The sequence below is a fragment of the Cellulosimicrobium composti genome (genome assembly GCF_010287905.1).
GTDB classification, from domain to species: Bacteria; Actinomycetota; Actinomycetes; order Actinomycetales; family Cellulomonadaceae; genus Cellulosimicrobium; species Cellulosimicrobium composti.
Genome location: NZ_JAAFAN010000008.1, coordinates 58,839 through 84,555 on the forward strand (window position 1 = coordinate 58,839; position 25,717 = coordinate 84,555).

Here is a 25,717-nt window from a genome sequence, read left to right on the forward strand (position 1 = left end):
TCTCCCGCAGGCCCCCGAGTGGGATGATTGCGCCAGATGTGCCGCGTGCGGACGCGCCCGCGGCCCCGACGACACCGAAGGACGAATGAGTGGTGGACAACGCTCCCCGAGTGCTTGCCGGGCGCTACCAGGTCGGTGAGCTCATCGGCCGTGGCGGCATGGCCGAGGTGCACATCGGGCACGACAACCGCCTCGGTCGTACCGTCGCGATCAAGATCCTGCGCTCCGACCTCGCGCGCGACCCGTCCTTCCTCGCCCGCTTCCGGCGCGAGGCGCAGGCCGCGGCGTCGCTGAACCACCCGGCGATCGTCGCGGTGTACGACACGGGCGAGGACGTGCACGCCGACGCCACGGGCAACTCCGTGCACGTGCCGTTCATCGTCATGGAGTACGTCGAGGGGCACACCGTCCGCGACATCCTGCGCGACGGCCAGGCCGTCCCGATCGACGAGGCGGTCGAGATCACCGCGGGCGTGCTCGCGGCCCTCGAGTACTCGCACCACGCGGGGATCGTCCACCGCGACATCAAGCCCGCGAACGTCATGATCACGCCCACGGGCGCGGTCAAGGTCATGGACTTCGGCATCGCGCGCGCGGTCGCCGACTCGGCGACCACGATGACGCAGACGCAGGCCGTCATCGGCACCGCGCAGTACCTCTCCCCGGAGCAGGCGCGCGGCGAGACGGTCGACGCGCGCTCCGACCTCTACTCCACGGGCTGCCTCCTCTACGAGCTGCTCACGGGCCGCCCGCCGTTCATCGGCGACTCGCCCGTCGCCGTCGCCTACCAGCACGTGCGCGAGGCCCCGGCGACGCCGAGCGCCGTCGCCCCCGACGTGCCCGAGGTCCTCGACCGCATCACGCTCAAGGCCCTCGCCAAGGACCGCACCGCGCGCTACTCCAGCGCGGCCGAGTTCCGCGCCGACCTCGAGAACGCCGTGCGCGGCGGGGCGATCACGGCCCCGGCGCTCGGCGTCGCGGCCGCGGCCGCCGGGCTCGGCGCGGGTGCCGCCGCGGCCGACCTCCAGCCGACGATGGTGGAGTCCGCGACGCAGGTCATGGCCCCCGCCGGCGCGGGCGCCCCAAACCCCTGGGCGACGAGCACGGCGCCCGCCGTCCCGCCCGGCGAGGAGCCGCCCGGGGAGGACGACGAGGAGCCGAAGAGCCGCAAGGGCCTCATGTGGACCCTCATCGCGGTCGGCGTGCTCGCCCTCGCCGCGATCATCACGATGATCGTCATCTCCAACCAGGGTGAGGACGAGCCCACCACCGGCACGGTCCCCACGCTCTCCGCGCCCATCACGCCCGAGGAGGCGGAGAAGGCGATCACCGACGCCGGGTTCGAGTACGCCGAGGCCCTCGACCAGGAGTCGACGGAGCCCGAGGGGACGTTCACCAGGACGGACCCCGCGGGCGGCACCGAGGCGGAGCTCGGCTCGACCGTCACGGCCTTCTTCTCGGCCGGGCCCGACGCCGTCGTGATCCAGGACGTCAAGGGCAAGACCCAGGACGAGGCGCGGCAGATCCTCGAGGGCCAGGGCCTCACCGTCACGTCCGGCGGGTCCGAGGACTCGAAGGACGTCCCGAAGGACGCGGTCACGCGCACCGACCCCGCGGCCGGCCAGTCCGTCGCCGCCGGGTCGACCGTCACGCTCTACACGTCGTCCGGCCTCGTCGCGCTCCCCGACCTCGTGGGCGGTCAGCGCGCGGCGGCCGAGCAGGCGATCACCGACCTCGGCCTCAAGCCGGTCGTCAACGAGGTCGAGTCCGACGAGCCCGAGGGCCAGGTCGTCGCGCAGCGGCCCAACGCCGGGAGCGTGCCGCAGGGCTCGGAGGTCACCATCGACGTCGCGATCCCGCGCTCGGCCGAGACGACCACCGTCCCGACGAACCTCGTCGGCATGACCCTGGAGCAGGCGCAGGAGGCGCTCGGCGGTGCCGGGCTCAACCCCGGTCGCCAGCAGAACCAGGAGTCGGACCAGTGGCCCGCCGGGACCGTCATCGGCTCGGACCCGCGCGGCGGTGCCGAGGTCGAGGTCGGCAGCGAGGTGTCGCTCATCGTCTCGACGGGCCCCGGCCCGTCGGGCGGCGAGGGCCCCGGTGGCGGTGGCGGCCCAGGTGGCGGCGGCGGCCCCGGCGGCGGGGGTGGCGACGACGACGGCGACGGCTGACCGCACCTCGCCGGCCCACCCCGGGCGGGTTGCCGCCCGGAGCACAGGCGAATGACGACGGGCCCTCACCTCGGAGGAGGTGAGGGCCCGTCGTCGTGCGCAGGTCGGGGCTGTGGGCGGCTACTGGCGCACGAGGGGCGCCATGCCCGCCGAGCGCTCGACGGCGCCGTCGAGACCGCACGCCTCGAGCCAGTTCGCGAGCAGCCGGTGCCCACCCTCGGTGAGCACGGACTCGGGGTGGAACTGGACGCCGTGCAGAGGCAGGTCGCGGTGCTGCAGCCCCATGATCACGCCGCCCGCGGTGGCTGCCGTGACCTCGAGCTCCGCGGGCACCGTGTCGTGGACGACCGCGAGCGAGTGGTAGCGCGTCGCGGTGAACGGGACGGGGAGGCCCGCGAGCACGCCCACGCCCTCGTGCTCGACGAGGCTCGTCTTGCCGTGCATGAGCTCGGGCGCGTGCGTGACCGTCGCGCCGTACACCTCGGCGAGCGCCTGGTGGCCGAGGCACACGCCGAGCATCGGCGTGCGCGACGCGGCGCACGCCCGGATGACCTGCTCGCTCTGACCCGCCTCCTTGGGCGTGCCGGGGCCGGGGGAGACGAGGACGCCGTCGAAGGCGGTGCCGTCGGCGTCGTGGTAGCGGCCCTCGGCGTCGGGCTCGGGCACGGCGTCGTTGCGCACGACGACGGTCTGCGCGCCGAGCTGGTCGAGGTACCCGACGATCGTGTAGACGAACGAGTCGTAGTTGTCCACGACGAGGATGCGGGTCTGGTGGGTCATCGTGGGGCCTCCCCGGGCACCGCGCCGGCGGCGTCGGTCTGGATGTTGGGGTCGTTGAACGGCATGTACTCGGAGACGAGCGGGAACAGCCACTCGAAGCACGCGAGCACGACGGCGGCCGCGAGGACGAGCAGGAGGAGGGCCCGGACCCACGCGGGGCCGGGCAGCGCACGCCACAGCGCCCCGTACATCACGCGCTCCCTTCGGCCGGCGGTGCGGTCTGCCCGACGAGGTCCGGCGGCGTGCCGTCCTCGACCGGCATCCAGTAGTCGAACTTCGCGTTGACGATGAACCGCGCCACGAGCGAGTTGAGCCCGATCGGGTGGCACGTCGTCAGGGTGAGGTACCGCTCGGTGGGCTCGACGCCCGGCTGCCAGGGCACCGGGGCGATCGCCTCGACCTGGTCGGGCCGGACCGCCTGCATGTGGTCCACGCGGTAGACGTACCAGGTCCCGCCGGCCTCGACGACGATGGGGTCGCCGACCTGCAGCTCCTCGACGTCGTGGAAGATCTTGCCGTACGTCTGGCGGTGGCCGGCGAGCGAGAAGTTGCCGACCGCGCCCGGCATGACGGTCTCCGGGTAGTGCCCGGCCATCGCCTGGTCGAGGATCGCGCGCTTGTCCGTGCCCTCGGCGATCGGCATCATCTTGCCGTCCCAGCGCGGGACGTAGAGCGTGCCCCACACCTCGCCGGGCCCGGGCGCCGCCATGACGGGCGGCTCGTCGCGGCGGACGGTCGTGCCGACGTCCTCGGCGTCGGGCACGGGCGCGGCGATCTCCTCGAGCACCTCGGCCTGGACGCGGTCCGCCTGGACGTCGGTCCACCAGAGCTGCCACACGACGTAGAGGCCGAGCAGCACGCCGAGCGTGATGAGCAGCTCGCCGAGGACTCCGACGACCGCCGAGACCGCGCCGCGCCCGGAGCCGCGACGCCCGGCGTGGCGCACCGGGGCGGGTGCCGTGGCCGTCACGACGCCACCGCCCCGGCCGGGCGCGCGTAGCGCAGCTCGAGCGCGCCCTGGTAGCCGGGCATCTCGATCTCGGGCTCGTCCTCGACGGACCAGCCGAGGTTCACCGCGTCGACGTACTCCTTGTACACCTGGACGCCGGGGGAGCGGTCGAGCGCGTCGCGCAGCGCCTCGGGGTCACCCACGGCCTCGACGACGTAGGGCGGGGAGTACACACGCCCGTGCAGCAGGAGGATGTTGCCCGCGCAGCGGAACGCGGACGTCGCGGTCACGCGCTGGCCCTGCAGGGTCATCGCCTCGGCGCCACCCGCCCACAGGGCGTTGACGACGGACTGGATGTCCTGCTGGTGCACCACGAGGTCGTCGGGGCGGATCTGCGGCGGGTAGTTCCCCTCGGGGGGAGCGTCGTCGAGCGTCACGGACACCCCGCGCCCGGTGACCGGCGTCGTGCCGGCCGCGACCGCGGTCCGCGCCGCGAGGTCGGGGTCCACGCCCGCAGGCGCGTCGCCCGTGCTCGACAGCCGCGCGACCTCCGCGGTGAGCGCGTCGACCTGCTCGGCGAGGTCCGCGACGCGGTCCGACTCGCGGTCGACGAGCTGGGCGAGGTTCTCGGGGTGGCGCGAGTCGTCGCCGCGCGCGAGGCGCGCGTTCGCGGTGAACATGAGGCCGGACAGCGCGAGGACGAGCGCGACCGTCACCGCGGAGCGGAGGCGGCGCGAGCGCGGCGCGGGGGGCTGCGCCGGGGCGGCGACGGGCTGGTCGCCGGGCGTCACGGAGGCGGGGGTGGCGTCGTCCACGCGACCGTCTCCTTCCTGGCGGCGAGGTCCGTCGACCGTGCCGGTGCCGTCTTCCGCGGTGCGCGGCGGGCGTTGCCCGCGCGCGGTGTCCGCGCCTATTGTGTGCGCCCACTACGCTAGTCGACGAACGTCGTCCACGATCGTGACGGACCCGTGCTCTCGCGGAGCCCTTGCGGCGCGTCGACGACCTTCGCCCGAGCCATGCACGGTTCCTGCACGACGACGGCAGGCGTCCGCACCCGCGGCGCGCCCCGGCGCCGTCGGCAGCGGACCCCACCAGGACAGGAGCCTTCCCTCGTGCCCGAGTCGAAGTCGCGCAAGAAGCCCAAGCCGCAGCGTCAGCCGAGCGTGCCCAAGCCCGAGGCGGGCAACCCGCGCTGGCTCGTGCCCACGATGCTCGGGCTCATGCTCCTCGGCCTCGCCTGGATCGTGCTCTTCTACCTCAGCGGCCCCAAGCAGCTCCCGGTCCCGCCGCTCGGCGCGTGGAACCTCGCCGTCGGCTTCGCCTTCATCATCGCGGGCTTCGCCCTCACGACGCGCTGGAAGTGACCCGGGCGGAGGGAAGCACACAGGTGTAGTTCCACACCTGTGAGTAACCCTGGGGATAACTCCTCGGGGTCATCCGACGAGGTGGCCGAACTGGTCCGCCTGGGCGTACGTGAGCCACGCGGCCGCGACGAGCGCGACGGCCACGAGCACCGTCGCGCCCACGGACACCGCCGTGCGGCGCTCCCGGGGCGCGTAGGCGTACGCGGCGCCCAGCGCGAGGCCCACGACGAGCCCGCCGAGGTGCGCCTGCCAGGCGATGTTCGCGAAGAAGAGGCCGATCGCGAAGTTGATGCCGATGAGCACGACGATCTGCATCGCGTTGCGGCCCGTGCGACGCAGGACGAGCAGGATCGCGCCGAAGAGCCCGAACACCGCACCGGAGGCGCCCACGACCGGGGTCACCCACGCGTCCGACGTCGGGCCGCCCGCGAGGACGAGGTACCCGACCGAGCCGCCGAGCGCGGACAGCAGGTACAGCGCCGCGAACCGCAGGCGCCCGAGCTGCTGTTCGAGGAACGGGCCCGTGACCCACAGGGCGTACATGTTGAACAGGATGTGGACGGGGCTCGTCGAGTGCAGGAACGCGGCCGTGAGGAACCGGTAGGGCTGGAGCTCCCCGATCCACGGCGCGAACGCGAGCATGCTCGTCCACGTGCCGCCCGTGACGAGCTGGAGGATCCAGCTCGCGACGCACAGCCCGATGATCGTGAACGTCACGACGGGCGGGCCGCCGCGTGCCCTCCCGCCGAACGCGGTGCGCTGCGCAGGCGCCTGCCGGGCCGCCTCGCGCACGCAGTCGACGCACTGGACGCCGACCGCGGCCGGGCGCTGGCACTCCGGGCACGCGGGACGGCCGCAGCGCTGGCACCGCACGTACGACACCCGGTCCGGGTGCCGCGGGCACACGGGCGGGACGGCGGGGCCGTCGTGCGGCCCGGCCGTCCCGTACGCGGGCGGACCAGGAGGCCCGGGAGGCGTCGTCGAGATGGTCAGTCCTCGATCGTCACGGACGTGATGACGATGTCCTCCTGCGGGCGGTCGCCCGGGCGCGTCGGCGTCGCGTTGATCGCGTCGACGACGGCACGGGACTCGTCGTCCGCGACCTCGCCGAAGATCGTGTGCTTGCCGTTGAGCCACGGCGTCGGGACCGTCGAGATGAAGAACTGCGACCCGTTCGTGCCCTCGGCCTCGCCCGTGACGGGGTTGCGGCGCAGGCCCGCGTTCGCCATGGCGAGGAGGTACGGGCGGTCGAACTGGAGCTCGGGGTGGATCTCGTCGTCGAACGTGTAGCCGGGGCCGCCGGTGCCGGTGCCCAGCGGGCAGCCGCCCTGGATCATGAAGTCCTGGATGACCCGGTGGAAGATCAGGCCGTCGTAGAACGGCTCGGTGCGCTCAGCGCCCGTGCGCGGGTCGGACCACGTCGTGGTGCCCTTCGCCAGCCCGACGAAGTTCGCCACCGTCTTCGGGGCGTGGTTCGGCAGGAGCTCGATCCGGATGTCACCTGCGGTCGTGTGGAGGGTTGCGAACATGGGCACCATCCTCCCACGAGACCCGCTCGCGACCCGTCCGACGGGATGTCTCGCGGGGCGGGCGGGGTGGTGGCAGAGTGGTCGGAAACGCCCACGCATCCGCCATATCGTCCCGTCGGACGACGACCCCGGGGAGCACGCATGACCCGTACCCGCTCAGCGAGCGACTCCGTCAAGGACACGCTCGAGTCGATCGACACCGAGAAGCTCAAGGAACAGGCCGCGCAGGCCGCCGCGACCGCCCAGCACGCGGCGACCCAGCTCGCGGACCAGGCCAAGGACGCGGCGGTGCAGGCCAAGGAGTGGGGCACGCCCAAGGTCGAGGCCTTCCTGGAGTGGCTCCAGCCGCGCGTCGAGAAGGCGTGGCAGGACAGCATCCAGGCGGCCGCGCCGCGCGTCGAGAAGGCCGCCGTCAAGGCCGCTCCGGCGATCGACACCGCGCACGACAAGCTCGTCGACGAGGTTCTGCCGAAGATCGTCGCGAGCTTCAACGCGGCAGCGGCGAGCGCGGCGGAGTCCGCCACGCGCGCGGCCGACGACGCGGCGAAGGCGACGGCGGCCGCGTCCGTCGCCGCCGCCGCGGCGACCGGCAAGAAGGCGCGCAAGCTCGCGAAGCAGGCCGAGAAGGCCGCGACCGAGGCGGCCAAGCACGCGAAGAAGTCGGCGGACAAGGCCGGCAAGAAGGCCGCGAAGCACGCCGACAAGGCGGCGGAGAAGGCGGCGGCTCGCCTCGCGGCCGCCGCGGACAAGGCCGCCGCGAAGGCCGCCGAGGCCGACGCCTCGAAGGGCAAGGGCCGCACGATGTGGTGGATCGCCGGAGGGATGACCGCCGCCGGCGTCGGCTACGTGCTCTACCGCCGCGCGCAGCCCGCGACGGACCCGTGGGCCGAGCCCTGGGAGCAGGAGCAGCAGCAGGTGCACTTCGACGACGTCGTCGGCGAGGCGCGGCACGCCGTCGGCGACGCCGCCGAGACCCTCGGAGAGGCCGCCGGCGTCGCCGTCGCGAAGGGCCGTGAGGCCACGGACAAGCTCGCCGAGCGCGCCGCCGAGGTGCGCGAGGACGTCAGCGACCGCGTGAGCGAGGCGGTCTCCGAGGCGAAGGACGCGGCGAAGAAGGCGTCGAGCCGCTCCCGCGGGTCCGCGCGGGGCGGGTCGTCCGCGGCGTCGAAGGACGCCGCTGCGGCGAAGGACGCGGCCAAGGACGCGGCCGACGACCTCGGCGACGCCGGCCGCAAGGCCCGGGACGCCGCCGAGGAGGCCGCGCAGGAGGCCGTCGAGAAGTCGAAGGACGCGGGCGGCGAGTGAGCGGTCCGCGCTGACGCGTCAGAGCGTCCGGGTCACGGCCCGGGTGACGGGCACGAGCCGGTCACCCGGGCCGACCCGTGTCCCCGTGCCGACGGCGCGCAGGAACGGCAGGTCGGACGCGTGGTCGCCGAACCCGGCGCAGCGCTCCAGGGGTATCCCGTGCGTCGCCGCGTGGGCGCGCACCGCCCGGGCCTTCGCCTCGCCGACGAGCGGCTCGACGACGTCGCCCGTGTAGCGGCCGTCCCGCACGACGGCCCTGGTCGCCAGGACGTCCGCCTCGACCCACCGCTCCCGGACGCCGACGAGCGCGGGCTCGAACGCGGCGGACACCGCGACCACGCGCGCGCCCGCACGCCGGTACCGCTCGACCGCGGCGAGCACCGGCGGCACCGGCTGCTCGGCCCACGGCCCCCCGGCGGCCGCCCAGTCCCGCGCGACCCGGGCGACGTCGTCGACGGCACGACCGCGCCACCACGCGAAGTACCGCCGGTTCGTCACCTCGCGCGGCGTCCCGGCGGCCGCGGCCTCGCGCAGCGACCGCAGGAACCGCTCGCCCTCCGCGACACGCCCGGACCGGTCCGCGTCGTACCGCAGGAGGTCGAAGATCGTGCTCCCGCGGCGCAGCGTGCCGTCGACGTCCGTGTGGACCGCGACGGCCGTCACGTGAGCCGTCCCACGACGCCCGCGACACGCTCCTCGACGTCGCCCGTGACCGTGACCGCCCGGACGCCGGAGAGCCGGAGAGCAGCGCGCGTGCGGCGGTCGAGCGCCGCCTGGAACGTGGCGTCGATCGGCGCGTCCGGCGGCAGCGGCACCTCGGGCGCCACGTGCACCACGAGGTCGTACCGTCTGCCGAGGCCCCGCGCGAGCTCACACGTCGCGCGGCGCGCGAGCGGCCCGAGGTCGGCACCCTCCCGGCGCGCCGCCGCGACGCCCGCGAGGTAGACCCACTCGTGGAGCACGGAGCCGTCGGAGAGGAGCCCGTCCCCGAGGGCGGTCTCGCCCCGCACGCGCTCGTCGAAGCGCCGCAGCACGAGCTGGAAGACCTCCTCCGGGGAGCAGTCCTCCAGCGCCCGGGGCACTCCCGGCACGGGGTCGCGCATCGCGGTCGTCGCCGCGACCGGGAGACCGAGCCGCGCGGACAGCGCCCGGACGAGCGTCGTCTTCCCCGCGCCGTAGGCACCGACGACCGCGACACGCGACCCGCGGCTCACCGCCCGGCCCGGTGCGCGGCGACGCGCTCGCGCACCACGTCCGCCACGCCCTGCAGCGTCCCGGCGTCGCGGAGCTCCCACTCGTGGACCTCGACGCCGTAGAGGCGCGTCACGACGACCGCCGCCTCGGCGAGCACCAGCGAGTCGACGTCGTGGTCGTCGAAGCGCGCGTCGTGCGGGAGGTCCGCCGGGATCTCGAGCACGACGTCCGTGATGGAGCGGACGATCAGGCGTGCCGAGGTCGGCCGGCGGGAGCTGGGGTGACGAGGTCGGCATGGTGGTCTCCTCTCGCGGGGCCCGCCGTCGGCGAGCCGTGGTGGTGGCGTGCGGGCACGTGCCGGTCGCGGGTCGCGCGGGCGTGCGTCGTGCGGGCGGCCGGGTCGCCCGGCCAGGTCAGGGTCGTGGCGCCCCACGTCGTGCCCCCGCCGAACGCGGCGACGACGATCCGGTCCCCGCGGTCGAACCGGTCGGCGTGGTGGGCGAGCGCGAGCGGCACGGACGCGGCCGACGTGTTCCCGAACCGCCCGAGGTCGTCGACCACCTTGGCGTCGGGCAGGCCGAGCGCTCGGGCCACCGCCGTGAGGATGCGGCGGTTCGCCTGGTGCGCGACGAGCCAGTCGCAGTCGTCCGCGGACCACCCCGCGTGCGCGAGCGCGCTCGCCGCGACCTCGGCGAGCCGCGAGACCGCCGCGGTGAACACCTCGCCGCCGCGCATCGTGAAGTAGCGGTCAGCCGTCGGCGTCGCGGCGTCGACGGGGAGCCGGGACCCGCCGGCGCGCACCACGATGTGGTCCGCGCACGACCCGTCCGACCCCAGGAGCACCCGGTCGACCGTCCCGGGCGCGCCGGGCGTCCCCGCGACGAGCACGACCGCGCCCGCGCCGTCGCCGAAGATGACGGCCGTCGTGCGGTCGGACGGGTCGACGATGCCGCTGAAGCGGTCCGCGCCGACGACGAGCACCGACTCCGCGGACCCCGCGAGGATCGCGTCGCGCGCGCTCGCGAGGGCGTACACGAAGCCCGAGCAGACGGCGCCCACGTCGTGCGCCGGGACGGTCCCGAGGCCGAGGCGGTGCGCGACCCACGGGGCCGTCGCCGGGCACGGGTGGTCCGGCGTCGTCGTCGCGAGGACCACGCGGTCCACCCGGTCGAGACCCGCGGTGCGCAGCGCGGCGCGGCCGGCGTGCACCGCCATGTCCCCGGTGGACGTCCCCGGGTCGGCCCAGCGGCGCTCCCGGATGCCGGTCCGGGTCGTGATCCACTCGTCGGTCGTGACGAGCGCGCGCTTGAGGTCCGCGTTGGTGACGACCCGCTCGGGGACGTACGCGCCCCAGCCCGCGACCAGCGCGGCGCGCTCAGACACCGACGGGCTCGCGCTCGAGCTCGGACCGCGTGTCGATCGCGGCGTAGTCGGCCTCGGCCCGGCGCAGCGCCTCGTCGAGCGGGATCACGCGCGGGAGGTCGAAGTGCGCGGTGATGGTCCGGAGCCGCTCCGCGACGGTCCCGCCCGCGGTGAGCGTGGGGATCCCGAGGGCGTCGACCTCGTCCTGGATCATCGTGTCGGCGAGCACGCGGAACCGCTCGTTCACGGGGCGGTGCCCGTCGGCGACCATCGGGAACTCGACGGGCAGGCGCACGAACGCGTCGTACCCGGCCTTCGCGTGCTGCTTGGCCGGGACACCGAGCTGCGTGATGACCTCCTCGAAGAACGCGAGCTCCGGCGTGCGCTCCACGGTGTCGAGCGTCGCGGTCGCGGTCGGGTTGATGCCGACGAGCACGCGCACCGTGCCGTAGATCCACTCGTGCAGCGACGAGCCGTCCGAGATGAACGTGTCGCCGAGGTGCGACTCGTTCACCGCGCGCTCGGTGTTGCGGCGCGTGATGAGCATGAGGATCTCCGCGCCCGTGCACTCCTCGAGAGTCTTGCCCGGGACGGAGAGGGGGAGCAGCTCACGCATGGTCTTCGCCGCGCTGCGCGGGATCCCGGTGTAGTGCGACAGCGCGAGGGTCGTGAGGGTCTTGCCGGTGGAGTAGGTGCCGGAGACGGCGAGGCGCATGACGGTCCTTTCGTGACGGTCGGGGAGGGGTCGATCAGGGGGCGGGGACGGGGTCGCCCGTGGCAGGTGCGACGGGGAGCGCGTGCGCGACCGCGCACACGACCTCGTAGGGCCCGACCCCGGCGACGACGTCCGCGAGGCGCCACGGGACGCCGTCGCGCTCGACGACGCGGGCGCGCGCGAGCCGCGCACGGGCGGTGAACGGGCCCGTGCCGCGCGGCGCGGTGGACGCCCGGACCGTCGTGCGGCGCATCCACAGCGTGCTCGACCGCGCGCGGTCGAGGTCGTCGAGGTCGTACAGGAGCACCTGGCCGAGCTGGAGCGCCGCGACGAACGCGTCGAGCAGCGTGAGGGTCGGCTGGCGGTCGGCCTCCAGGCCGCGCAGGCGGACGGCGTCCTCGTCCGCGTGCACGTCGCACCGCGCGACGAGGTCGTCCCCGTCCCGTCGGCCGTCGCGCAGCTCGACCGCGTGGTCCACGATGCCCGACCCGTACGTCTGGCCCTCGCCGCACAGGGCCGCGAGCGCACCGACCGACGAGAGGTCGGCCAGGCTCTCGACCGCGAGCGGGCGGCGGACGCGGCCGCGCACGGCGAGCGGCCCGACGGCGGCGTCGAACGCGTGCGAGGCGGCGCCGTCCCCGGCGTCGATCCCCGCCGTCACCGCGAACGCGTCGAGCGCGTCCTCGAGCGGGGTGTCGGACGCGCGGACCTCGACCTCCGTCACCGCGGCGGCGGCGGCCGTCTCCGGGGCGAACCGCGTCGCGAGCAGCGCCGTCACGCTCTGCGCCGCGAGGGCGAGGGCGTCGGTCGTGGCGAGGTGCTGACGCTGCTCACGCCCGTCCTTGCGCGACCACGTGCCCTCGACGTCGAGCGAGCCGAGCGCCTCGAGCGTCGAACGATCGCCGCGGTGCGTCACGCGCAGGTCCCGCAGGCGCGGCGTCGTGCGCCGGTAGCCCGAGCCGAAGAACCGGGTCCGCGACGGGCCGAGGACGTCGTCGACGTGCCCCCACGCGCCCGGCGCCCGCGCGACGACCGGGGTCGGTGCGGTCACCGCGCCCCCACCTCCGAGTCCTGAGCCGCAGCGGCGTCCTGCGGTGCGGCGGACGCGCTCGCCGCGGCGGGCCGTGGCACCCGGTACAGCGCGAGCACGAGCCCGGCCACGACGAGGAGCACGAGCGCGTCCACGACGAGCCCGGTCTTGACGCCGGCGAGGTACTGGTCCGGCGTCGCCGTGACGGAGACCCCCGCCGCGATCGCCACCGCCGCGAGGACCGGCGTCCCGAGCGTGAAGGCGACCTGCTGCGTCATCGCGGTCAGTCCCGTCGCGAGGCCCTGCTCCTCGTCCGGCAGGCCGGACGTCACCGCGACGGTGTAGGAGACGATGACGAGCACGTGGCCGAACCCGCCGACGGCCGTCGCGGCGAGGATCGTCGCGTACCCCGAGGCGAACCCGTGGCCCAGCGCGAGGAAGCTCAGCGCCGTCGCGCCCTGGAGCACGAGCCCGAGCACGAGCGTCGCGCGGGCCCCGACGCGGTTGATGATGCGCGCGGCGACGACGCCTCCCGTGAACGCGCCCGCGCCGAGGACGGTGAACGCGACGCCCGTCTGCAGCGCCGACGCGCCGAGCACCTGCTGGAGGTAGATCGTCAGCAGGAACACCTTGCCGCTCTCCATCGCGAACGTCGCGAGCCCCGCGAGGTTGCCGAGCGCGACGGACGGTCGGCGCAGGATCGTCACCGCGGCGAGCGGGTGCGACGAGCGCGACTCGATGACCCAGAAGACGACGAACAGCGCGGCCGACGCCGCGAGGAGGCCGATCGTCGTCGGGGACGCCCAGCCCGCGTCCTCCGCCGTCGTGAGGCCGAGGACGAGCGCGAGCAGCGCGAGCGTGATGGTCACCGCCCCGGGGACGTCCAGGCGGCGCCGCGACGGCTCCGACGACTCGCGGATGAGGAACGGCGCGACGAGGAGGACGGCGATGCCGACCGGGACGTTGATGAAGAACGTGAAGCGCCACCCGAGCAGCTCGGTGAGCACGCCACCGAGCACGGACCCCGCCGCGAACCCGAGCGAGAGCAGGGCGCCGTTGAGCCCGAGCGCCCGGTTGCGCGCCGGGCCCTCGGGGAACGAGGTCGTGAGGAGCGCGAGCGCGGACGGCGTCGTGATCGCCGTCGCCACGCCCTGGACGACGCGCGCCGCGTAGATCACCGACGCATCCTGCGCGAGGCCGCCCACGAGCGACCCCAGGGTGAGGAGCGCCATCCCCACGAGGAACAGCTTCCTGCGCCCGTAGTAGTCGCCCACGCGGCCCATGAGCAGCATGAGCCCCGCGGCGGAGAGCGCGAAGAGCGTGACGATCCAGGAGAGCTGGCTCGGTCCCATGTCGAGGTCGGCGCCGATGACGGGCAGCGCGACCGTGACGATGGAGAAGTCGAGCGCGAACATGAACTGGGCGGCGAGCAGGACGACGAGGACGCCGGTGTCGCGGCGCGAGACGGTCGGGGAGTGGAGGGCCATGCGGCCACCCTCCCGGCGGGCGGGGGCCGCATCCAGACTCGCGCGGACGTAGGTGCGCGGATGCTGGTGGTCGGACCACCAGGGTCAGTCGTCGCCGACCGGTTCCCAGCGCCCGTCCCGCACGACGCCGAACGGCACGTCCGCGAGGTGGGTCGCCACGGCCGTCGTGCCGGGGACGGAGAGCGCGTCGAGGACGCGCCGCCGCGACCGCTCGGACGCGATGGGGTCCACGTCGAAGCACGACCCCCACTCCGGGTGCTCGAGCTGGACGACGCTGTGCAGGACGTCGCCGACGACGAGGATCCGGCCCTGCGCGTGCGTCACCTCGAGACTCACGTGGCCCGCGGTGTGGCCCGGCGTCGCGAGGACGCGGACGCCCGGCACGACCTCGTCGCCCTCCCCGACACGGCGCCAGCCCGCCGGCGCGCGCTCGCCCGCGCCCACGAGGTGCGGCACGCCGTCCAGGCCGGCGAACCCGGGCCACCCGCGCAGCGCCCACCCCGCGTGGTCGTCGTGCGCGTGGGTGAGCACGACCGCGTCGACGGTGCCCACGACGCCCGCGTGCTCGACGAGCCCGCCCCCGACCATCGCGCCGATCGACGCGTGCGTCGCGTCCGCGGGCACGTGGACCGGGCCGAGCCCGGCGTCGACGAGGACGCGCCAGTCCGGGCCCTCCAGGAGGAGCGCGCCGATCGAGGCGACGAGGAGGCCGTCCGCGTCGAGCAGGTCCGGCCGCGTGCACGCGAGGTCCGGGGCGTCGGGCCGGTCGTCGAGCGAGAACCACCGCCGCGGGTGGAGCCCGACGTGACCGTCCGGGAGGTACGTGGCGCGCACGCCCCCCGCGGTGAGCGTGCGCCGCCGGCCCGGCCTCGCCCACCGGTGCACGTCGGCGCTCACACGACCCGCGCCAGGGCGTCCGCCGTCGACGTCGCCGCCTTGGGGATGTAGACGAACACGCGCTGGTCGCCGCCCTGGAACGGCGTGAGGACCGACGGCTCGAAGCTCAGCCGCCCGAGGCTCGGGTGGTCGTACACGAGGTCGACGTGCGGCACGACGCCGACGACGTGCGCGTCCCACAGCGAGCGGAAGTCCTCCGAGACCGCCGACAGGTCGCGCACGATCGTGGTGAACCCGTCGTCCCACGCGTACCGCGCCGCCTGCTCGCGGAGCTGGGCGACGAGCATCGGGCCGACGACGTCGCGCAGCGGGAACCGCCCCGCCGTCGACGCGTCCACGAAGAAGTCGACGAGGCAGTTACTGCCCGGCTCGATCCCGAACACGTAGCGCGCGAGCGCGTTCGTCGCGAGCACGTTCCAGTAGCGGTCGACGCCGTACGCCGGGCGTCGTTCGACCGCGTCGACGAGCGCCTGGAGGCGAGAGGCCGAGCCCGTCGCGTCGTCGTCGCCGTGGTCGTCGACCGGGCCCCCGAGCCCGGCGAGCTCGAAGAGGTAGCGGCGCTCGGGCGGCGTGAGGCGCAGCGCCCCGGCGATCGCCTCCAGCACCGCCGGGGACACCGAGAGCTCCCGGCCCTGCTCGATCCAGGTGTACCAGGACACGCCGACGTGGGCGAGGACCGCGACCTCCTCGCGCCGCAGCCCGGGCGTGCGACGGCGGCCGCCCGCGGGGAGGCCGACGTCCTCGGGCCGCGTCGCCTCGCGCCGGCGCCGCAGGAAGCTCGCGAGCTCGGTGCGGCGGAACGACTCCGCCCGCGCGCGGTCCGTCGCGACCGCGGTCACGCGACCGCTCCGGCCGGCGCACGGTCCGCGTCGAGACCGGCGAACGCGTCCGGTCCGTCGAGCGCGTCCGGTCCGTCGAGCGCGTCGGGTCCGGTCGGCGTCGCGGCGACAGCGCGGACGAGGTCCGTGAGCACGTCGTCGGGCACGTGGTGGAAGAGGTGACCCGCGCCGGGCAGCCGGTGATGGCGCGAACCGGGGCCGCCGCGCGCCGTCCACTCGAGCGCGTCGGCCTCGCCGACCACGTCGTCGAGCGTGCCGCGCACCACGTGGACCGGCACGCGCAGCGCGGCGCGCGACGGCACGTACCGGCGGACCCGTGCGAGGTCGCGCGTCAGCCGGTCGGTCGGTCGCCCACCCGCGCGGTCCAGGCACCGCCGCGCGTGGCGGCCGGGTGGCGCGCCCAGCACGACCGCGCGCGGACCGACCCCACCGAGCGCCTCCGCCGCGGCTGCCGCCTCGTACGCCACGAGCGCGCCCATGCTGTGGCCGTAGTACACGCCCGACGGGTCGGGCACGCCGCGCCACCATCGGCGCGCCGTGGCCACGATCGGCTCCGGACCGCTCGCGTCGTCGTCGTACGCGACGACCCGGACCTGCGGGCCCAGGCGCGCCCAGTGCCGGAAGGCACGGCGGTCCCCGCCCGCGTGATGGAAACAATGGAGCATGGTGCCCTGCACACCGGTGCTGCCCACGTCGTGACCCCCTTCGCGACGACCGTCCCGACCAGGGACGACGACTCGGAGACTATGCGGGCGGCACGGGTGCGACAAGGCGGGTGAGGAGCCTCACCCCCGGGCGCTCAGAGCGCGAGACGACGTAACGGCCCGGACCGCCACGGCTCTCCGACGAGGCGAGACGGTCCCGGGAACGACGAAGACCAGGCCCGACGGATCGGTCCTGGTCTTGCGGTGGTGGAGCCAGGGGGACTCGAACCCCCAACCCCCTGCTTGCAAAGCAGGTGCGCTACCAATTGCGCCATGGCCCCGGGCGACGCGGCCTGGGGCCGGTCATGAGCGAGTCGTGCTCACTCGAAGGTGTCGGTGACCTCTGCCCAGAGGTCGCGCTCGGCGTTGTCCTCCGTGTACTTGCGCCACAGGACGTATCCGGCGCCGGCGGCGAGGAGCAGGACGAGAAGCTTCTTCATGACGTTCCCCCTCGAGTGGGTTCGGCAGTGGGCCTAAGAGGACTTGAACCTCTGACCTCTTCCTTATCAGGGAAGCGCTCTAACCGTCTGAGCTATAGGCCCGTTCGTGCCTCGCGCCGGACAGCCCCGGGGGGCCGCTCCGCTCGCAGGCAGCGCTTGAGGTTACCCCACCGGGCGCCGCAGACCCAAACCGAGAGGTCCGCGGCCCCGGGTGCGGAGCGTTCTCGTCAGTCGTCCGTGAGCGTGAGGTGCACGCCGCCCACGAGCGCCGCGACGATGTTGTAGAGGAACGCCATGATCGTCGACAGCGCGGTGATGATGACGACGTTCACGACGCCGAGCAGCGTGGCGATCGAGATGACGCGGCCGAACGCGACGTACTGCTGGATGTCGACGTCGGTCTCCGTCCCCACGATCTGCGTGAAGAGCTCCTCGATCTTGAAGAACACCTGCATGCCGTCGAGCACGTACCAGACCACGGCCGTCGCGACGACGGTCATGATCCCGATCGCGACCGCGAGGAGGAAGCCGAGCTTCATCGCGGACCACGGGTCGATCCGCGACACTGCGAGCCGCACGCGGCGCGGACCGCCGTCGTGCCGGACCGCGGGCGTCGCGCCCGTCGCGGTGCCGACGGCCGGCGTCGCGCCCGTGACGGGGGTCGCCGTCCCGGTCACGCCCGCCGCGGAGTAGTGCATCGAGGAGCCTGCTGCGGCACGGGCGGTCGCGGCGGGCGCCGCGGAGCCGGCCGGGGCCGCCGAGGTGGTCGTGGGCACGCGCCTCACCGTCTCGTCGTCGATCTCGTCGTGCCCGGGAGCGGGCTCCGTCTCCGCCGGCGCGGCGGGGACCGCGGCCGACACCTTCTTCGCGGCGCTCTTGGCCGCGGCGATCGCGGCGGCGGCGGCCTTCACGGCACCCGCGCGCGCGACCGCGACCCGGCTCTCGCCCGACGCGCGCTCCATGCCGTCGTCGTCCACGGCCGGCGCGGGGACGTCGCGCGTGGTCGCCGGGGGAGGCGGGGGCGGCGGCGGCACCGCACTGGCGGCCGCGCCGTTCGACGACGCCTTCGAGGCACCGTTCGACGACCCGCCGGAGGTCCCGTTCGAGGAGGAGCCGTCCGCTTCGCCGTGCCGGGCCGGGGCCGGGGCGCCGGTGCGCGACGACGCGTCCGTGTCGGGACGCGGCACCGTCAGCCGCGGCGTGATCGTCGGCGGGGCGTTGTTCTCGCTGCTCATCTGGTTTCCTCGGTGGTTCCGGGGGCCGGCTCGGTCGCGCTCGCCCCGTCGGACGAGGCGGCCGCGTCGGTGGTCGGTGCGCTGCTCGTGTCGGTGCCGCCCGGGGCCGTGCCGGTCCCGTCCTCGCCCTCCACGGTATCCCGATCCTCTCCGAGGCGACGCTCGACGTTCCGCGCGACCGCGATGATGCGGTCGCCCTTGTCGGGCTTCGCGAACGTCACCCCCTGCGTGTTGCGGCCCGTGAGGTTCACCTCGTCGACCGCGGACCGCACGATCTTCCCGCGTTCCATGATGACGAGCACCTCGTCGTCCGCCTCTGTCACCAGAGCCCCCACGAGATCTCCACGAGCCTCGACCAGGTTGGCGACCTTGATGCCCAGACCGCCGCGTCCCTGGACGCGGTACTCGTCGATCCGCGTCCGCTTGGCGAACCCGCCCTCGGTCACGACGAACAGGTCGGAGCCCTCCTCGACCACGTCGGCCGAGAGCAGCTCGTCGCCGTCGCGGAACTTCATGCCCGTGACGCCGGACGTCGCACGGCCCAGCGGGCGCATCGTGTCGTCGTCGGCGTGGAAGCGGATCGACTGGCCCTTGCGCGAGACGAGGATGAGGTCGTCGGCGGCGTCCACGAGCAGCGCCGCGACGAGCTCGTCGGGCGTGCCCGACTCGTCCTCGCGCAGGTTGATCGCGATGAGCCCGCCCGAGCGCGGCGAGTCGTACTCGGCCAGGCGGGTCTTCTTGACGAGGCCACGACGCGTCGCGAGCACGAGGTACTGCGCGGCGTCGTAGTCGCGCAGGTCGAGCACCTGCGCGATCCGCTCGCCCGGCTGGAACGCGAGGAGGTTCGCGACGTGCTGGCCCTTGGCGTCGCGGCCGCCCTCGGGCAGCTCGTACGCCTTGGCGCGGTAGACGCGACCGAGGTTCGTGAAGAACAGCAGCCAGTGGTGCGTCGTCGTGACGAAGAAGTGGTCGACGATGTCGTCCTCGCGCAGCTGCGCGCCACGCACGCCCTTGCCGCCGCGCTTCTGCGCGCGGTAGCTGTCGCTGCGGGTCCGCTTGACGTACCCGCCGCGCGTGATCGTGACGACCATCTCCTCCTCGGCGATGAGGTCCTCCACGGAGACCTCGCCGTCGAACGGCAGGATCGTCGTGCGGCGCTCGTCGCCGTACCGCGCGACGATCTCGGCGAGCTCGTCGCCGACGATCGCGCGCTGGCGCTCGGGCTTGGCGAGGATGTCCTGGTAGTCGAGGATCTGCCGCTCGAGCGCGTCGTGGTCGTCGAGGATCTTCTGCCGCTCGAGGGCCGCCAGGCGGCGGAGCTGGAGGTTGAGGATCGCGGTCGCCTGGACCTCGTCCACGCCGAGCAGCTCCATGAGCCCCGCGCGCGCCTGGTCGACGTCGGGAGAGCGACGGATGAGCGCGATGACCTCGTCGAGCGCGTCGAGCGCCTTGAGGTAGCCGCGCAGGATGTGGATGCTGCGCTCCGCCTCGGCGAGCAGGTACTGCGTGCGGCGCACGACGACGTCGAGCTGGTGCGTCGTCCAGTGGCGCACGAACGCGTCGAGGCTCAGCGTGCGCGGCACGCCGTCGACGAGCGCCAGCATGTTCGCGCCGAACGTGTCCTGGAGCTGCGTGTGCTTGTAGAGGTTGTTGAGCACGACCTTCGCGACGGCGTCGCGCTTGAGCACGACCACGAGGCGCTGGCCCGTGCGGCCGGACGTCTCGTCGCGGATGTCCGCGATCCCCTGGACACGGCCGTCCTTGACGAGGTCGGCGATCTTCGCGGCGAGGTTGTCCGGGTTCACCTGGTACGGGAGCTCGGTGACGACCAGGCACACGCGACCCTGGATCTCCTCGACGTTGACGACCGCGCGCATCGTGATCGACCCGCGGCCGGTCCGGTACGCCTCCTCGATGCCCTTGTGGCCGAGGATCGTCGCGCCCGTCGGGAAGTCGGGGCCCTTGATGCGCTGCAGGAGCGCCGCGAGGAGCTCCTCGCGGCTCGCGTCCGGGTGCTCCAGGTGCCACCTGACGCCCTCGGCGACCTCGCGCAGGTTGTGCGGCGGGATGTTCGTGGCCATGCCGACGGCGATGCCGGCCGAGCCGTTGACCAGCAGGTTCGGGAACCGCGACGGCAGGACCGACGGCTCCTGCGTGCGGCCGTCGTAGTTGTCCTGGAAGTCGACCGTGTCCTTGTCGATGTCCCGGACCATCTCCATGGCGATCGGCGCCATGCGGCACTCCGTGTACCGGGGGGCCGCAGCCGGGTCGTTGCCCGGCGAGCCGAAGTTCCCCTGGCCCGCGACGAGCGGGTAGCGCAGCGACCAGTCCTGCACGAGGCGAACGAGCGCGTCGTAGATGGCGCTGTCGCCGTGCGGGTGGAACTTGCCCATGACGTCGCCGACGACGCGCGAGCACTTCGAGTACGACCGGTCCGGCCGGTAACCGCCGTCGTACATCGCGTACAGCACGCGCCGGTGCACCGGCTTGAGGCCGTCGCGCACGTCCGGCAGGGCACGGCCGACGATGACGCTCATCGCGTAGTCGAGGTACGACCGCTGCATCTCGAGCTGCAGGTCGACCTGCTCGATGCGCCCGTGGTGCACCGCGACCGCCGTCCCGTCCGCGTGCACGATCTCGTCGGCCGCGTCGCCGGGAGCCGCGGGCTCGATCTCGGGGTTCTGGTCGTCGGTCACGCTCTACCTCGTTCGTTCGTCTCTTCGTGCATCGTGGTGCGCACGGCCGCCCCGGGGAGCCCGGTACCGGCGGTCCTCAGGCTCCTTGCGGAGCCGCGCGACGGCTCAGATGTCAAGGAACCGCACGTCCTTCGCGTTGCGCTGGATGAAGCTGCGCCGGGACTCGACGTCCTCGCCCATGAGCACCGAGAAGATCTCGTCGGCCGCGGCGGCGTCGTCGAGCGTGACCTGGTTGAGCGTGCGGTGCTCCGGGTCCATCGTCGTGTCCCACAGCTCCGAGTAGTCCATCTCGCCCAGACCCTTGTAGCGCTGGATCCCGTTCTCCTTGGGGATCCGCTTGCCCGCGGCCTGCCCGGCGGCGAGGAACGCGTCGCGCTCCTTGTCCGAGTAGACGTAGTCGTGCGGGGCGTTCGACCACTTGAGCCGGTACAGCGGCGGCTGCGCGAGGTAGACGTGCCCGTTCTCGATGAGCGGCCGCATGTACCGGAACAGGAGCGTGAGCAGGAGCGTCGCGATGTGCTGGCCGTCGACGTCGGCGTCGGCCATGAGGACGATCTTGTGGTAGCGGAGCTTCGTGATGTCGAAGTCCTCGCCGATCCCGGTGCCGAACGCGGTGATGATCGACTGGACCTCCTGGTTGGACAGGGCCCGGTCGAGGCGCGCGCGCTCGACGTTGAGGATCTTGCCGCGGATCGGCAGGATCGCCTGCGTCTGCGGGTTGCGGCCGCGGACGGCCGAGCCGCCGGCGGAGTCGCCCTCGACGATGAAGATCTCGCACTCCTCGGCACGGTTCGACTGGCAGTCGCGGAGCTTGCCGGGCATGCCGCCGGACTCGAGCAGCCCCTTGCGGCGGGTGGCCTCGCGCGCCTTGCGGGCCGCGATGCGCGCCTGCGACGCCTGGATCGCCTTGCGGATGACGTCGCGGCCCTCGTTCGGGTGCGCGTCGAACCAGTCCGTGAGCTGCTCGTGGACGACGCGCTGGACGAACGTCTTCGCCTCGGTGTTGCCGAGCTTGGTCTTCGTCTGGCCCTCGAACTGCGGCTCGCCGAGCTTGACGGACACGACGGCGGTGAGGCCCTCGCGGATGTCGTCGCCCGTGAGGTTGTCGTCCTTGTCCTTGAGGATGCCCTTGTCGCGCGCGTAGCGGTTGACGAGGGACGTCATCGCGGCGCGGAAGCCCTCCTCGTGCGTGCCGCCCTCCGTCGTGGAGATCGTGTTCGCGTAGGTGTGGACGGACTCGGAGTACGCGGTCGTCCACTGCATCGCGATCTCGACCGAGATGCGCTTCTCGGTGTCCTCGGACTCGAAGTCGATGACGTCCGGGTGGACGAGCTCGACCTTCTTCGCCGCGTTGAGGTGCTTGACGTAGTCGACGAGGCCGCCGTCGTACTTGTACGTGACCGTGCGCGCCGGCGTCGCCGCCCCGGACGCGGGGGAGCCGTCCGCGGCCGCGACGCCGTCGGCGTCGGCCGCCGCGTCCTCGCCGCCGGTGACCTCGTCGCCGGTGTCGAGGTGGGCCGGGCGCTCGTCGGTCAGGGTGATGCGCAGGCCCTTGTTGAGGAACGCCATCTGCTGGAAGCGCGCGCGCAGCGTCTCGAAGTCGAACTCGGTGGTCTCGAAGATCTCCGGGTCGGCCCAGAACGTCTGCGTCGTCCCGGTGGCGTCGGTCGCCTCGCCGCGCTGGAGCTCGCCGACGGGCTTGCCGCCGTCCGCGAACTCCTGGCGCCACGCGTAGCCGTCGCGCTGGACCTCGGTGACGACGCGCGTCGAGAGGGCGTTGACGACGGAGATGCCGACGCCGTGGAGACCGCCGGAGACGGCGTAGCCGCCGCCGCCGAACTTGCCGCCCGCGTGGAGGATCGTCATGACGACCTCGACCGTCGGGCGGCCCTCGGTGGGGTGGATGGCGACCGGGATGCCGCGCCCGTTGTCGACGACGCGGACGCCGCCGTCGGCGAGGAGCGTCACGTCGATCGAGTCGGCGTGCCCGGCGAGCGCCTCGTCCACAGAGTTGTCCACAACCTCGTACACAAGGTGGTGGAGGCCGCGCTCACCCGTCGAGCCGATGTACATGCCGGGACGCTTGCGGACCGCCTCGAGGCCCTCGAGGACGGTGATGTTGCTCGCGTCGTAGCCGCCGCCCGCCGTGGGTGCCGCCTCCGCGGACGCCGTCGGGTCGGAGATGGCGGTGTCGGTGTGGTCTGCCACGGGCAGGACTGCTCCTCGTCGTCGTGCGCGCTGCGCCCGCGTTCGTGCGGATCGGGTCGCTGCTGCTCAAAGGTTCCGGGCCCGCACCGCCGTCGGCCCCAGCCCATCGTGACGGGGTGACGACCCGTCGGTCGGGGACTGGTCGCACCACCTCCGAGAGGCGGCGCGAGCGAGTGGTGACAAGACCCGGAATGACCTCACCAGTCTACCCGCCACGAGCCGAATTCCGCGGATTGTGGCCCTCTCCGGGGCGGTCGTCGCGACATTCCCGACGCGATCCGCGCGCCGCCGTCGAGAGTTCTCCACACGGTTGTCCACAAGGCCTGTGCGCGTCGCTCCGGGCGGCCCTCGACGCGGTCGCCGCAGACCCCTCGGGTGGGTGGGCCGTCGCCTGCGGTCCGTGGTTGATTGTCGCGACAAGTCCGGAATCGGTATTTCGCGGAGAGGATGGTCTAATACCACGCACAATCATGATTCGCGCGTCGTCCGCGCAGGAGTGATCGGCGTGCGGGCGGCCCGACCCACGAAGGGACCCTCACCCCGTGAAGAGACTTCTCGCGAGCGCGACAGCGACAGCGCTCGCACTCGGCGGACTGCTGGTCGCCACCGCGACCCCCGCCTCCGCCCACAGCGGCGAGCCGATCGCCGACTGCCAGAGCCTCACCGTCGACCTCTGGGCGTACGCGAACGGGAACGGCCTCACCGTCGTCGTCGACGGCCAGACCCTCGAGCCGCGCAGCTTCGACGGGCGCTTCCGCAAGACGTACCCGCTCGACCCGACCCAGGACCACACCTGGAGCGTCGCCGTCGACGCCGCCGACCACGACCGCTACGACCGGTCCTGGAACGGCTCCACGACGGCCTGCGAGGCTCCCGAGGAGGAGAGCCCCGTCCAGGTCGGCGTCTACGTGTACCCCAAGCTGGACGCCGACCGCCCCGCGGCCTGGGAGAACTCGGGCCCGCAGCGGATCGTCACGAGCGGCGAGCTCCCGCTGCCCGAGCGCCCGTGGGACAAGACCTGGCTCGTCACGCCGCTCGACCTCGAGGCCGTGCGCGAGGTGGCCCGCACGATCGAGCCGGACGTGACGACGGCCGACCTGTGCACCGCGTGGGCCGTGCAGCAGGACCTCGTCGACCTGCCGGGCGGTCTCGACGACCTCCCCACCGACATCCGCTACTCGCCCGACGGCGACCACCTCGGCGAGTTCCCGCACGGCACGCTGATCTCCTGGGACCACCAGGACCTCGCGAACCTCTTCCCCGAGGGCGAGTGCGACACCCCCGAGCGCCCCGCGGAGGACGTCGCCGCCCCCTCGACCCCGGTCGTCCCGACCGCGCTCGAGGTGTGCGGCGCCGAGCTCACCCCGCAGGACGTCCCCGCCGAGTCCGAGGAGTTCCGCTACACGGCGACGGCCGAGGGCGTCGTGGCCGAGCCCAAGGACGCGAGCGTCACGTTCTCCGACGAGACCGCCGGGCTCGGCTACGTGGTCGCCGAGGACGGGCGCAGCGCGCTGTTCCCGCTCGCCGACCTCGTCCCCTCCGAGGAGGAGTGCGCGCTCGTCCCCGGTGAGATCGCCGCGGTCTGCGAGGGCGACGTGCCCTACCTGGGCTACGAGGTCGCACTGCCCGAGGGCGTCACCGTCGACGAGGAGAACCCGCTGACGATCACGTTCCTGCACCCGAACGGCGGTGAGGACTACGTCCTGACCGACCAGCCGCTCAGCGGGACCATCCTCTGGCCGGGCGCGTCCGCCGAGGAGCCGAAGCAGTGGCCCGGGTTCGTGCGCAACGAGGACGGGTCGTACACGGAGACTGAGGGCAACTACGCGTGGACGCGCGACGGCGTGAGCGTCCTCTTCGAGGTCAACCCGTCGTACTCGACCGTCGTCGACTACCCGCCGGCGACGAGCGCGTGCGCCAACCCGCCGGTCGCGCCCGTCGCGGTCGAGGACGTCGCGGGCCCCGCCGAGCCGGGCGGACCCGCGCTCGCGACGACCGGCGCGACCGTCGCCGGCGCCGCGGCGTTCGCCGCGCTGCTGGTGGGCGGAGGCGCCCTGGTGCTCTGGCTGCGCCGTCGCGCGCACGCCTGACCCGACCAGGTGACCCTCGCGGTCACCTGCACCCCACGAGGCCCGCCGCGTCCCCGGTCGCGGCGGGCCTCGTCGTCCCGCCGCGCGCGGGACGCCGCCGCTCATCGGGAGGCGCGGGTCCGCCGTCGGGCGCTCAGCCCCGCGTGTCGCGCGGCCTCAGCCCCACGTGTCCCGCGGCCCGGGTCCGCGGACGGACCGCTTGCCGCGCCGGAAGCTCGGACCCGCCGGCCCCAGGACCGTCACCGTCTCGACCACGCCCTCGCCGACCTCGCGCGCGAGCCGTTCGAGCAGCTGCGGGGCGAGCAGGCGCACCTGCGTCGCCCAGGCCGTCGAGTCCGCGCGCACCACGAGGACCTTGTCCTCGAACGTCTCCGGCTCGCAGTGGTCCGCGACCTGGTCCCCGACGACCTCGCGCCACCGCCCGACGACGCCCCCCACGGACACGTCCGCGACCCAGTCGCGCTCGCGCAGCAGGTGCGCGACGACGTCCCCCAGGAGCTGCGGGTCGCGCCCGCCCGGGCGCGCTCCCGACGTCGGCGGGTCGGCCAGGATCCGGCGCCGCGGCTCCTGCCCCGGACGCAGACCCTTCGCCCGCGCCGCCGCCTTCGCGCGGTTGAGCGCCTGCCGCGCGACCTCCGCCGGCGGCGTCAGGTCCACGACGTGCCCCACGGGGACGCCCGTGGACCGCGGCTCCAGCGCGTCGACGTCCCCCGCGTCCGCGC

25 protein-coding genes and 2 tRNA genes are annotated in these 25,717 nt (G+C 73.9%); 4 read left to right on the top strand and 23 right to left on the bottom strand.

Translation table 11 applies throughout. The features are described 5' to 3' along the window. Positions 1–89: 89 nt before the first annotated feature. Positions 90–2,171, top strand: coding sequence for a Stk1 family PASTA domain-containing Ser/Thr kinase (pknB, locus tag GYH36_RS03900; protein ID WP_162289156.1), 2,082 nt, complete (start codon positions 90–92; stop codon positions 2,169–2,171). A 120-nt stretch (positions 2,172–2,291) separates the two neighbouring features. Here the strand turns inward: pknB and GYH36_RS03905 are convergent, their stop codons facing one another. From GYH36_RS03905 to GYH36_RS03920, 4 genes are read right to left on the bottom strand one after another with little or no spacing between them, the layout of a single operon-like run. Beyond that, complete coding sequence (locus tag GYH36_RS03905) at positions 2,292–2,951, bottom strand: aminodeoxychorismate/anthranilate synthase component II (RefSeq protein ID WP_115941540.1); 660 nt, start codon at positions 2,949–2,951, stop codon at positions 2,292–2,294. Then, positions 2,948–3,142, bottom strand: coding sequence for a hypothetical protein (locus tag GYH36_RS03910; protein WP_115941539.1), 195 nt, complete (start codon positions 3,140–3,142; stop codon positions 2,948–2,950). Before GYH36_RS03910 ends, GYH36_RS03905 begins: the two co-directional genes overlap by 4 nt. Then, the gene (locus GYH36_RS03915; protein ID WP_162289157.1) at positions 3,142–3,921 is read right to left on the bottom strand and encodes a class E sortase; all 780 of its coding nucleotides are present in this window, start codon (positions 3,919–3,921) and stop codon (positions 3,142–3,144) included. The genes GYH36_RS03910 and GYH36_RS03915 overlap by 1 nt, the downstream gene beginning before the upstream one ends. Then, on the bottom strand, positions 3,918–4,715 hold the full coding sequence (locus GYH36_RS03920; protein ID WP_312028496.1) for a DUF881 domain-containing protein: 798 nt from the start codon (positions 4,713–4,715) through the stop codon (positions 3,918–3,920). The genes GYH36_RS03915 and GYH36_RS03920 overlap by 4 nt, the downstream gene beginning before the upstream one ends. A 297-nt stretch (positions 4,716–5,012) precedes the next feature. Here GYH36_RS03920 and GYH36_RS03925 point away from each other — a divergent pair, with 297 nt between their 5' ends. Continuing rightward, entirely contained in the window at positions 5,013–5,264 is a 252-nt protein-coding gene (locus tag GYH36_RS03925; protein WP_115941538.1) for a cell division protein CrgA, read from the top strand. Between the two features lie 69 nt (positions 5,265–5,333). On the opposite strand, the gene GYH36_RS03930 is transcribed toward GYH36_RS03925, so the two are convergent. Both GYH36_RS03930 and GYH36_RS03935 read right to left on the bottom strand, forming a co-directional pair. Further along, positions 5,334–6,146, bottom strand: a complete 813-nt coding sequence (locus GYH36_RS03930; protein WP_312028497.1) for a rhomboid family intramembrane serine protease — start codon at positions 6,144–6,146, stop codon at positions 5,334–5,336. 107 nt (positions 6,147–6,253) lie between these two features. Beyond that, positions 6,254–6,793, bottom strand: coding sequence for a peptidylprolyl isomerase (locus GYH36_RS03935; protein ID WP_024841597.1), 540 nt, complete (start codon positions 6,791–6,793; stop codon positions 6,254–6,256). A gap of 141 nt (positions 6,794–6,934) precedes the next feature. Between GYH36_RS03935 and GYH36_RS03940 the strand changes: the two genes are divergently transcribed. After that, entirely contained in the window at positions 6,935–8,098 is a 1,164-nt protein-coding gene (locus GYH36_RS03940) for a hypothetical protein (protein ID WP_162289158.1), read from the top strand. An 18-nt stretch (positions 8,099–8,116) separates the two neighbouring features. Here the strand turns inward: GYH36_RS03940 and GYH36_RS03945 are convergent, their stop codons facing one another. The 16 genes from GYH36_RS03945 to gyrB all read right to left on the bottom strand — a co-directional run bounded on the left by GYH36_RS03945 (position 8,117) and on the right by gyrB (position 22,881). Further along, positions 8,117–8,761: an HAD family hydrolase gene (locus GYH36_RS03945; protein ID WP_162289159.1), complete on the bottom strand. Its 645-nt coding sequence runs from the start codon at positions 8,759–8,761 to the stop codon at positions 8,117–8,119. Continuing rightward, positions 8,758–9,312, bottom strand: coding sequence for an ATP/GTP-binding protein (locus tag GYH36_RS03950; protein WP_155098458.1), 555 nt, complete (start codon positions 9,310–9,312; stop codon positions 8,758–8,760). The genes GYH36_RS03945 and GYH36_RS03950 overlap by 4 nt, the downstream gene beginning before the upstream one ends. Continuing rightward, on the bottom strand, positions 9,309–9,515 hold the full coding sequence (locus GYH36_RS20240) for an acyl carrier protein (RefSeq protein ID WP_162289160.1): 207 nt from the start codon (positions 9,513–9,515) through the stop codon (positions 9,309–9,311). The genes GYH36_RS03950 and GYH36_RS20240 overlap by 4 nt, the downstream gene beginning before the upstream one ends. A 23-nt stretch (positions 9,516–9,538) precedes the next feature. Beyond that, a complete protein-coding gene (locus GYH36_RS03960) occupies positions 9,539–10,675 on the bottom strand; it encodes a beta-ketoacyl-ACP synthase III (protein ID WP_162289161.1) in 1,137 nt (378 codons plus the stop codon). Further along, positions 10,668–11,369, bottom strand: coding sequence for an AAA family ATPase (locus GYH36_RS03965; protein WP_115941534.1), 702 nt, complete (start codon positions 11,367–11,369; stop codon positions 10,668–10,670). Before GYH36_RS03965 ends, GYH36_RS03960 begins: the two co-directional genes overlap by 8 nt. Positions 11,370–11,403: 34 nt before the next feature. Then, positions 11,404–12,420 (bottom strand): AvrD family protein, encoded by a 1,017-nt coding sequence (locus GYH36_RS03970; protein WP_162289162.1) that lies wholly within the window; start codon positions 12,418–12,420, stop codon positions 11,404–11,406. Then, complete coding sequence (locus GYH36_RS03975; RefSeq protein ID WP_162289163.1) at positions 12,417–13,886, bottom strand: MFS transporter; 1,470 nt, start codon at positions 13,884–13,886, stop codon at positions 12,417–12,419. The genes GYH36_RS03970 and GYH36_RS03975 overlap by 4 nt, the downstream gene beginning before the upstream one ends. Before the next feature lie 84 nt (positions 13,887–13,970). After that, positions 13,971–14,720, bottom strand: a complete 750-nt coding sequence (locus GYH36_RS03980; RefSeq protein WP_162289164.1) for an MBL fold metallo-hydrolase — start codon at positions 14,718–14,720, stop codon at positions 13,971–13,973. A gap of 59 nt (positions 14,721–14,779) precedes the next feature. Then, on the bottom strand, positions 14,780–15,622 hold the full coding sequence (locus GYH36_RS03985) for a helix-turn-helix transcriptional regulator (protein ID WP_162289165.1): 843 nt from the start codon (positions 15,620–15,622) through the stop codon (positions 14,780–14,782). Beyond that, positions 15,619–16,314: a thioesterase domain-containing protein gene (locus GYH36_RS03990; protein WP_162289166.1), complete on the bottom strand. Its 696-nt coding sequence runs from the start codon at positions 16,312–16,314 to the stop codon at positions 15,619–15,621. The genes GYH36_RS03985 and GYH36_RS03990 overlap by 4 nt, the downstream gene beginning before the upstream one ends. Positions 16,315–16,531: 217 nt before the next feature. Further along, positions 16,532–16,607 (bottom strand) — tRNA-Ala (locus tag GYH36_RS03995). A 39-nt stretch (positions 16,608–16,646) separates the two neighbouring features. Continuing rightward, the gene (locus GYH36_RS19405; protein WP_216859231.1) at positions 16,647–16,766 is read right to left on the bottom strand and encodes a DLW-39 family protein; all 120 of its coding nucleotides are present in this window, start codon (positions 16,764–16,766) and stop codon (positions 16,647–16,649) included. Between the two features lie 28 nt (positions 16,767–16,794). Next, a tRNA-Ile gene (locus GYH36_RS04000) sits at positions 16,795–16,868 on the bottom strand. Positions 16,869–16,993: 125 nt separating this feature from the next. Next, entirely contained in the window at positions 16,994–18,001 is a 1,008-nt protein-coding gene (locus tag GYH36_RS19230; protein ID WP_024841585.1) for a DUF3566 domain-containing protein, read from the bottom strand. Next, positions 17,998–20,637, bottom strand: a complete 2,640-nt coding sequence (gyrA, locus tag GYH36_RS04010; RefSeq protein ID WP_312028500.1) for a DNA gyrase subunit A — start codon at positions 20,635–20,637, stop codon at positions 17,998–18,000. The genes GYH36_RS19230 and gyrA overlap by 4 nt, the downstream gene beginning before the upstream one ends. Positions 20,638–20,802: 165 nt before the next feature. Next, entirely contained in the window at positions 20,803–22,881 is a 2,079-nt protein-coding gene (gene gyrB / locus GYH36_RS04015) for a DNA topoisomerase (ATP-hydrolyzing) subunit B (RefSeq protein WP_312028501.1), read from the bottom strand. A gap of 566 nt (positions 22,882–23,447) precedes the next feature. Between gyrB and GYH36_RS04020 the strand changes: the two genes are divergently transcribed. Then, the gene (locus GYH36_RS04020; RefSeq protein WP_162289169.1) at positions 23,448–24,995 is read left to right on the top strand and encodes a hypothetical protein; all 1,548 of its coding nucleotides are present in this window, start codon (positions 23,448–23,450) and stop codon (positions 24,993–24,995) included. Between the two features lie 156 nt (positions 24,996–25,151). Here the strand turns inward: GYH36_RS04020 and GYH36_RS04025 are convergent, their stop codons facing one another. Then, entirely contained in the window at positions 25,152–25,691 is a 540-nt protein-coding gene (locus GYH36_RS04025) for a DciA family protein (RefSeq protein ID WP_203231559.1), read from the bottom strand. Between the last annotated feature and the right edge of the window lie 26 nt (positions 25,692–25,717).

Bases quoted from the DNA above. Each gene is read 5' to 3' on its own strand.
- GYH36_RS03905 (WP_115941540.1), bottom strand. From the start codon at position 2,951: ATGACCCACCAGACCCGCATCCTCGTCGTGGACAACTACGACTCGTTC.
- GYH36_RS03910 (WP_115941539.1), bottom strand. From the start codon at position 3,142: ATGTACGGGGCGCTGTGGCGTGCGCTGCCCGGCCCCGCGTGGGTCCGG.
- GYH36_RS03935 (WP_024841597.1), bottom strand. From the start codon at position 6,793: ATGTTCGCAACCCTCCACACGACCGCAGGTGACATCCGGATCGAGCTC.
- GYH36_RS03940 (WP_162289158.1), top strand. From the start codon at position 6,935: ATGACCCGTACCCGCTCAGCGAGCGACTCCGTCAAGGACACGCTCGAG.
- GYH36_RS03965 (WP_115941534.1), bottom strand. From the start codon at position 11,369: ATGCGCCTCGCCGTCTCCGGCACCTACTCCACCGGCAAGACCCTCACG.
- GYH36_RS03975 (WP_162289163.1), bottom strand. From the start codon at position 13,886: ATGGCCCTCCACTCCCCGACCGTCTCGCGCCGCGACACCGGCGTCCTC.
- GYH36_RS19405 (WP_216859231.1), bottom strand. From the start codon at position 16,766: ATGAAGAAGCTTCTCGTCCTGCTCCTCGCCGCCGGCGCCGGATACGTC.
- GYH36_RS19230 (WP_024841585.1), bottom strand. From the start codon at position 18,001: ATGAGCAGCGAGAACAACGCCCCGCCGACGATCACGCCGCGGCTGACG.